An 8641-nucleotide genomic window follows, 5' to 3' on the forward strand; every position below is an offset into this window, starting at 1 on the left:
CGACCTGCGGTTTTTTGGTTTCCAAATGCCTTCCTTGGACCGCGCTGTCATTCTCCGGCGGGTCAGGCTCGCCGGCCCACGGCCGTTCTGACGCCGCGCCGCCGCCACAGCAGCCCGGAGACGGCGCCGAGGGTGAGCAGGGAACCGGTGAGCACGAGCACCCGCCCGTCGGGGCCGCTCTCGCCGCCGCCGCCGGTGTCGGCCGCCCCGGCCGGGGTCTCGTCGACCGCGCCGTCCGTGTCCGGGGCGGGCTCGTCCGCCTCGGTGTCCTCGTCCGCCGGGGGCGGGCTGACGGGATCCGTGGCCGTGTCCGTCGGGTCGGGATCGGCCCCCTGGCCGCCCGCGGTGACGGTGAGGGGGTAGGTCGTCAGGGTGTCGCCGTTCAGGGACTCGCACTCGATCAGCGGATTGGTGGGCAGGGTCCCGAAGTTGATGGCGGCGGGCTTCACCGCCGCGGTGCCCGGATTGCCGGAGGTGGTCGCGAGCGCGATCTGGGCCGTCGGCAGCGGGATGGTCTGACCCGCGCCGACCGCGTCGAGGGTGCCCACCCCGGTGGCGGAGGTCAGCCCGGGAAGGTTGCTGATGGAGGCGTACGCGTACAGCTTGGTGCCCTCGGGCAGTCCCGCGGTGGGCGCCGTCAGCCCTGCACCGGTGTAGGTGCCGAGCCAGCCGATCGTGAACTGCTGTCCCGTGGTGGCGGTGGCCGGCACCGTCATCTCGACGTTGATCTGGATGGTCTGCTTCGCGGCCACGCCGTCGGTGGTGCATTCGTACTCCACGACCTCGGCCGCGACAGCCGAGCCCTGCCCCGCGGAGGAGGGGAGGGGGTGCCAGAGGACCAGGCCCCCGGCCAGGGCGGCGACTGAGAGAACCGAGCGGACGCGCACGTCGCCTCCTGCTTACGACAGATGGGGCATAAGGGGAGACGGTGAGGGAGGGGGTTCGGTTGACACCAAAAGCCCGATCTATGCGTCGATTCCGTCTCGTGAGGGTGGCGGTTGCCTGTCGGTCGGAACGAGAAAGGCACCGGATGGGGCGGGTTCGCCCCATCCGGTGCCCGGGTCGCCTACGAGGCTACGAGGTTACGAAGCTACGAGGCTACGAGGCGTAGACCTCGAACTCGGAGAGCTGCCCGGCGGGCCAGCCGCTGTTGGCGGTGAAGGTCAGGCGCAGGTGGCGCCTGCTGGTGGCCGGGAAGGTGATGGTGGCCGTGTTCCCGGTGGCGGGGTTGAAGGTGTACGTCGCCGAGCCGACGACACCGGTGAAGTTCGTCCCGTCGGTGCTGCCCAGGACGGCGACCGCCTGGGTGCGGGTGGCCCAGGCCGTGGCCGGGGGCAGCTTCAGCACGACCCGGCCGACGCTCTGCGCGCTGCCGAGGTCGACCGTGACCGACTGCGGGAAGGCGTTGCTGTTGGACTCCCAGTAGCTGTTCGCGTTGCCGTCCACGACGTTGCCCGAGCCGTACACGTCGGCGTGGCTGGTCTCCGTGGTCGGCCTGCCCTGCGCCAGGTTGGTGACGGGCGCCGAGCCGCCGGTCCCGGTCAGGGCCACGGTCAGCGGCCCGTTCGGGTCGTTGCTCGCCACGCTCAGGGTGCCCGTACGGGTGCCCGTCGCGGTGGGGGTGAAGGTGACGCTGACGGTGCAGGAGGCGCCGGCGGCGAGGGTGGTGCCGCACGTCTTGGTCTGGGCGTAGTCACCGGTGGTGGCGACCGTGCCGAGCGTCGCCGACCCCGTGCCGGTGTTGGTGACCGTGACGGTCTGCGCCGGGCTGGTGCTGCCGACCGTCCTGGCGGCGAACGTCAGGCTGACCGGGGAGGCGGCCAGCGACACGGTCGGCGTGGGGTTGCCGCCACCGGGGAAGATCTGGAACTCCGAGACCTGGGCCGCGGGCCAGCCGGTGTTGGCGGTGACGTTGACCCGGACGTAGCGCACGGACGAGCTGGTCAGCGGGATCGTGACGCTGTTGCCCGTGGACGGGTTGAAGGTGTGTCCGGCCGAGGCCTTCAGCGTGGTCCAGGTGGTGCCGTTGGTGCTGCCCAGGACCGACAGGGTCTGCGTCCTGGTCGCCCACGCGGCCGGCGGCGGCAGCTTCAGGGTGACGGAGCCGACGCTCTGCGCGCTGCCGAGGTCGGCCTGCAGCCACTGCGGGAAGGCGTTGCTGTTCGACTCCCAGTAGGTGGAGGCGTTGTCGTCGTTGGTGTTGCTCGGCGGGAAGCCGCCGTTGGAGCTGCTCGCCGTCATCGTCGCGCCGAGCGCGAGGTTGGTGGTCGAGCTCGTGCCGCTGCCGCTCAGGCCGACCGTCAGCGGGCTGTTCGGGTCGTTGCTCGCGACGGTCAGGGTGCCCGTACGGGTGCCCGAGGCGGTGGGGGTGAAGGTGACGCTGACGGTGCAGGAGGCGCCGGCGGCGAGGGTGGTGCCGCAGGTCCTGGTCTGGGCGTAGTCACCGGTGGTGGCGACCGTGCCGAGCGTCGCCGAGGCGGTGCCGGTGTTGGTGACCGTGACGGTCTGCGCCGGGCCGGTGCTGCCGACCGCGCGCGCTCCGAAGGACAGGCTGCCCGGGGAGGCGGTCAGGGCGACGCCGTTGGTGCCGCTGCCGGACAGGCTCACGGTCACCGGGCCGCCCTGGGCGCTGCTGGCGACGGTGAGCGTGCCGGTGCGGGTGCCCGTCGCGGTCGGCCTGAAGGTGACGTTCACCGTGCAGGTCGCGCCCGCGGCGAGGGAGCTGCCGCAGTTGTTGGTCTGGGCGTAGTCGCCGGTGGCGGTCACCGAGCCGATCGGGGCCGCGGTGGCGGCTCCGTTCGTGATGGTGACGGCCTGCGCGGGGCTGGTGGTGTTGATCTGGCGCGCGGCGAAGGACAGGCTGCCCGGGGAGCCGGACAGGCCGCCGGTGTTGCCGCCGCCACCGGGGTAGATGTAGTTCGGCGTGGGCCAGGTGCCGGTGCAGGTCGTGCTGCTGGGGCTCCAGCCGGTGTTGCCGGTGCCGAAGACGGGCGTGAAGGCCGCGCCGACGCAGTTGTGGATGGCGACGCCCGCGCCGATGTGGTCGGCACTGACGTTGTTGAACGTCATGTTCGCGCCCGACTGCGCCTGGATCATGTACGTGCCGGTGCCGTCGATGTTGACGTTGTTGAAGTTCACCGTGCTCGTGGTGCCCTCGATCATGTGGATCGCGGCGTACGAGCTGTCCAGGATGTCGGTGTCGGTGACGTTGATGGTGGCGTTGACCGGCTCGTTGAGCCCGCTGAACCAGATGGCTCCGACCCCGAAGTGCCAGTTGAAGTCGTTGTTGCCCGCCCGGAGCAGGGTGTTGCGGGCGACGGTGTGGGTTCCGGCGACCGCGGTGCCCTGGCCGGAGTTGACGCCCGGGTAGCGGTTGGAGATGTGGATGCCGCCGCCGTTGCTGACCGTGTCGGCCACCACGTTGTCGGTGATCTGGATGTCCCGGCCGCCGTAGGTGACGATGTTGTTGGCCAGCAGCGTGACGCCCACGGTGTTGAACGTGAACTTGTTGCCGACGTTCGGGATCCGCTCCGGCCACATGGCCAGCGCGTCGTCACCGGTGTTGCGCAGGAACGTGTTGGTCACCGTCGAGTTGGTGACGCCGGTGTGGAAGTTCACGCCGTCGGCGGTCTGGTCGAGGATGCGGCTGTTCTTGATGGTGAAGTTGTTCATCGGGCCGTCCATCCAGGCACCGACCTTGGTGTGCTGCATCCACACGTTGTCCACGACCGAGTCGGTCATCGCGCCGCCCATGGCGTTGACCTGGTCGTTGTCCTCGCGCTCCATGATCTCGCCGATGATGGCGAAGTCCTTGAGCGTGACGTTGCGGCTCGGGCCGCCCGCCTCGTGGGAGCGGATCTCGCCGCCGTAGCCGCCGCCCTGGACGTACTTGCCGTAGACGCCGACGGCCCGGTTGCGCTGCGTGGGGTGGCGCCCGCCGAGCACGCTGTACCAGGGGCCCGCTCCGCGCAGGGTGACCCCGTCGACGACCACGTGGTCGTAGAGGTTGTAGGTCCCCTCGGGGATGTAGACCTCCTTGCCCTGGGCCTTGCCCGCGTTGACCGCGGCCTGGAAGGCGGCCGTGTTGTCGACGCCCGTGTTGTTCTTGATCGCGCCGAAGTCGTCGACCGACAGCGAGCCGGACGGGCGCCCGATCGGGGCGCCGACCACCTCGAAGTCGGCCAGGTCCACGGTGACCGGGATGCCGCCGTTGTGCTGGATGCGCACCTTGGCGCCCGCGGCGAGCGTGGACCCGAACATGGTCCGCGTCTCGTCGTAGAAGTGGTGGGGGTTGGTGTCACCCGGGTTGTTGTTGAACGGGTAGCCGCCGTAGTACCAGCCGTACTTGGAGGTGAGGGTCAGGTCCTTCAGGTGCGTGCCGTTGAGCCGCAGGCTCGCCGTGGTGTTCTGACCGGTTCCCGAGGCGTTGTCCGGGACGCTGTAGCGCAGCGACAGCGCGTTCGCCGGCCGGGTGAGCGTGAACTCCACGTACTCGCCCGAGGAGTCGAGGGTCACCGCCCTGCGGCCCGAGGCCTCCGAGGGGAGGCGGCCGTAGATCCGGTCGGGGCCGATCACCTGGCCCGAGTGGGCGGTGTCCTCGGCCTCTATCTCGAAGAAGGGCACGGTGGCGCCCCGCCCCGGGAAGTCGAACGGTGAGTCGGCTCGCACGGCCGCCGTCGCGGGGGTGACGGGTAAGGAGGCCAGCCCTCCCGCCGTCAGCGCCGCGATCGTGGCGATGGTCCAGGCCTTTAGCCTGCCGGACTTCTTCATCGGCTGACCCTTCACTTTACGAAGAGCCGGACGCTTCGCGGCCGGTGCGTCGCAGACGCCGGCCGGTGGTGCCCGGGGGGTATCCACACCTTAAAATGACGAACAGATTGCTGCAAGATTTCAGCGAATACATGAAACGTAACGACCGTGTTGCGCTGGTTCCTGTACGGAAAGTTTCACGCAAGGGCTTGCGCGCCAATGGAAGCCGCTTGCGCGACGGTGGAAGCGAACCCTCGGCGCCGGTCCGGGCTCTCGGCGCGGCCCGGTCGCCCCGGACGGTCCTGCTTCCCGGGGCGGCCGTCGTGATCAACGGTGAAATACCCCGAATGTGAAATAGGAGGGGTTTGGCCGGTTTTTCGGCAAAGGCCGATGTGCTGCCATACGATGCTTGGTCGTGGTGAGCTGGCACGGAACGGCACCGCGGGACGAGAACGACCCGGAGTCCGCGGGACGGCGCCCCGGCGCGAGAGAACGGCGGCGGTTCCATGGGCCTGTTGGGGAACGAGCGGAAGACAGCGCTGTCAATGAGTGATCCCGGACTGCGGTTCTCGATACTGGGACCGGTACGCGTCTGGCGGGACGGCGCCGAGGTGGAGATCGGCTCTCCCCAGCAGCGGCTCGTCCTGGCCGTCCTCCTCCTGGCCGAGGGCAGGGCCGTCGGCCACGACCACCTGCTCGACGCCATCTGGGGCGAGGAGCGTCCCCGCACCGCCATGAGCACCCTGCGCACGTACATCTCACGCCTGCGCTCCGCCCTCGGCGGCGAGGTGATCACCTCGATCGGCAGCGGGTACGCCCTCGCCGGCGGGATCTGCGACCTGGTCACCATGGAGGAGCTGTCCCGCGAGGGACGGTACGGCGAGGCCCTGGAGCTCTGGCGGGGAGAGCCCCTCGCCGGGCTGGAGGGCGGCTACGCCCAGGGCCAGCGGGTCCGCCTCGGGGAACGGCGGCTCGCCGTGCTGGAGCGCAGGATCGCCCGGGAGGTCGAGGAGGGCAGGCACACCGAGGTCATCGCCGAGCTGACCACGCTCTGCGGGGAGCATCCGGCCAGGGAGCGGCTCTGCGGCCTGCTGATGCTCGCGCTGTACCGCTCGGGACGGCAGGCCGAGGCGATCGGCGTGTTCACCGACACCCGGAAGCTGCTCGCCGAGAGTCTCGGCATCGACCCCTCGCCGGAGCTGGCGGACCTCTACCAGAGGATCATCACGGCGGACCCTGCCCTCGGCCGGGCGAAGGTGGCGGGCCCGGTCGTCAGGCAGGTGCCCCGGCAGCTCCCCGCCGACACCGCGGACTTCACCGGCAGGGAGCCCGAGGTCGACGAGATGGTGGACGCCTTCAGGACGGGGAACGCCTCGGCGCTGGTGATCTCGGCCGTGTCGGGCGCGGGCGGCATGGGCAAGACCACGCTGGCCGTCCACGTGGCGCACCGGCTCGCGCCGGACTACCCCGACGGCCAGCTCTTCGTGAACCTCGGGGGCTCGGGGGCGCAGCCGCTCGCACCGGAGACCGTGCTCGGCAGGTTCCTGCGCTCCCTCGGGGCGGAGGTCCCCGCCGACGCCGAGGAGCCGGCCGAGCGGGCGGCCATGTACCGCTCCACGCTGGCGGACCGGCGGGTGCTCGTCGTCCTCGACAACGCCGCGAACTCGGCGCAGGTACGGCCGCTGCTGCCGGGCGCCGCCGGGTGCGCGGTGATGGTGACGAGCCGCGCCAAGATGGTCGGCCTGTCCGGCGTACGCCAGGTCGACCTGGGCGTGCTGCCCCACGACGAGGCGATGGCGCTGCTGGCCAAGGTGGTCGGGGAGGCGCGGGTGGCCGCCGAGCGCGAGGCGGCGGCGGAGCTGATCGGGGCGTGCGGGCACCTGCCCCTGGCGATCAGGATCGTGGCCTCGCGGCTGGCGGCGCGGCCCGCCTGGAGCGTGGCCAGGATGCGCGACCGGATGGCCGACGAGCGCAGGCGCCTGGCGGAGCTGCGGGTGGACGACCTGGCCGTCGAGGCGACGTTCGCCCTCGGCTACGACCAGCTCGACGCCGCGCACGCCTCGGCGTTCCGGCTGCTCGCCGTCCCCGACGCGGCCGACTTCTCGCTGGGCTCGGCGGCGGCCGTACTCGGCCTGGACGAGCCGGACGCGGAGGAGGTGTGTGAGGCCCTGGTGGACGTGAGCATGCTGGAGTCGCCCTCTCCCGGCCACTACCGCTACCACGACCTCCTCAAGATCTTCGCCCGGTCGCGGCCGGACGACGAGGGCGCGCGGTGTGCCGCGCTGGGCAGGCTGCTCGACTACTACCTCGCCGGCATGGCGGCGGCCTACCGCCTGACCTACCCGGGCGCCCCGGTGTCCGCCTCGGAGCGGCCGGCCGGCGCCGGGCCGTCCTACCCCGGCCCCTCCTTCGCGGACGAGGAGGCCGCGGTGAGCTGGGCGGAGGACGAGGAACAAGGGGTGATCAGCTGCGTGCACCAGGTCGCCCAGGCTCCGGGCGGCGTCCTCTCCGACGCGATACGGCTGCTCGACATGGCGTCCGACGTACTGGAGACCGACGTGACCCCCGAGCGCTACGAGCGGGCGGCCGGAGCCCTCGTCGAGGCGGCGGCGGCGCGCGGGGAACGCCGCGCCGAGGCGCACGCCCGGTGCGTGCGCGGCGGGTTCTGGACGAGCCGCTGGTTCCTCGACGCGGCGACCGAGGACGGCGTCGCCGCGCGGGACCTCAGCCTCGCCGAGGATGACCGGGCGCGGTACGCGGAGAGCCTCAACCTGCTGGCCCTGGCCGCCTCCAACCGGGGCTCCAAGACCGAGGCGATCGCGCTGTACGCAGAGGCGGTCGAGGTCTGGCGCGGGCTTGGCGACCGGAGCAGCGAGACCGTCGGCCTGGGCAACATGGCGCTCGCGCTCGCGTCGGTCGACAGGACCGCCGAGGCGGTGGAGGCCGTGGAACTGGCCGACCGCACCATCCGCGAGCTGGGCGGCGGGGCGGATCCCGACATCCTGTACCAGTCGGCCGTCGTGCTGCGCGACGCCGGGCGCCCCGAGGAGGCGCTGTCCCGGCTCCTGGAGACGCGGAAGGCGTACCGCAGGCTCAAGCAGCGCGTCCGGGAGGGGGCGACCCTGCTGCGGATGGCCGAGACCCACCTCGCCCTGGGACAGCTGGACCGCGCCGTCGACTGCGCCGAGGACTCGCTGGGCCTCATGGCGGAGGCGGGCGACGAGTGGATCCAGGGCAAGGCGCTCGTCGCGCTCGGCCAGGCGTTCTCCCACCTCGGACAGCCGGGCCGGGCCGGGGCGTGCCTGACCGAGGCGCTTGAGATCTTCGTACGGCGGAACATGCCCGAGGCCGACGAGGTACGGGCCCTGCTGGACCGGCACGAGACCTCGCGGCCGGACGCCGAACCCAAGGTGAGCGCCCTGACCGGCTGAGAACCCGCCCCGGGGGCGGGCCGGGGGCGGGCCGGGGGCACCGTTTCCGGGCCCGGAACTGTCGGTGTCGGCTGGCATTATTAGGAGTGTGGATCCGCACCACTACGACGCGGGCCGCCGCTCCGGCCGTCATGACGGCCAGGCCGGCGAGGTCGTGGTGTCCTCCTCGAAGGGGAGCGAGGAGGACGGTGGAGGTGCGGTTCCCGGTTGCCGCCAACCCGGGGTGGCCTGCCACAGGTCTTACGGGCAGGGATGTCGAGAACGCATCCGTGACTCCGATCCTCTGCGATCGGCGAAACGAGACGGACGACGATTTTCGAGGAGGAACGACCATGCAGCCCACGAAGACGAACACCCTGAAGGTGCCCGGCGCGACTTTGTACTACGAGATGCGCGGTTCGGGGCCGATCCTGCTGCTGATCTGCGGCGGGGTCTACGACGCCGCCGGGTTCGCCGAGCTG

The 8641-nt window shown here is 71.4% G+C and carries 3 protein-coding genes; 1 reads left to right on the forward strand and 2 read right to left on the reverse strand.

Annotated elements, in window-relative coordinates; translation table 11 throughout:
• Positions 1-62: 62 nt before the first annotated feature.
• Both AC5L38_RS42580 and AC5L38_RS42585 read right to left on the reverse strand, forming a co-directional pair.
• On the reverse strand, positions 63-887 hold the full coding sequence (locus AC5L38_RS42580; protein WP_495248515.1) for a hypothetical protein: 825 nt from the start codon (positions 885-887) through the stop codon (positions 63-65).
• 211 nt (positions 888-1098) lie between these two features.
• On the reverse strand, positions 1099-4770 hold the full coding sequence (locus AC5L38_RS42585; protein ID WP_495248516.1) for a choice-of-anchor D domain-containing protein: 3672 nt from the start codon (positions 4768-4770) through the stop codon (positions 1099-1101).
• Between the two features lie 524 nt (positions 4771-5294).
• Here AC5L38_RS42585 and AC5L38_RS42590 point away from each other — a divergent pair.
• Complete coding sequence (locus tag AC5L38_RS42590; RefSeq protein WP_495248517.1) at positions 5295-8180, forward strand: AfsR/SARP family transcriptional regulator; 2886 nt, start codon at positions 5295-5297, stop codon at positions 8178-8180.
• Positions 8181-8641 lie beyond the last annotated feature (461 nt).

Source organism: Streptosporangium nanhuense (genome assembly GCF_059358815.1).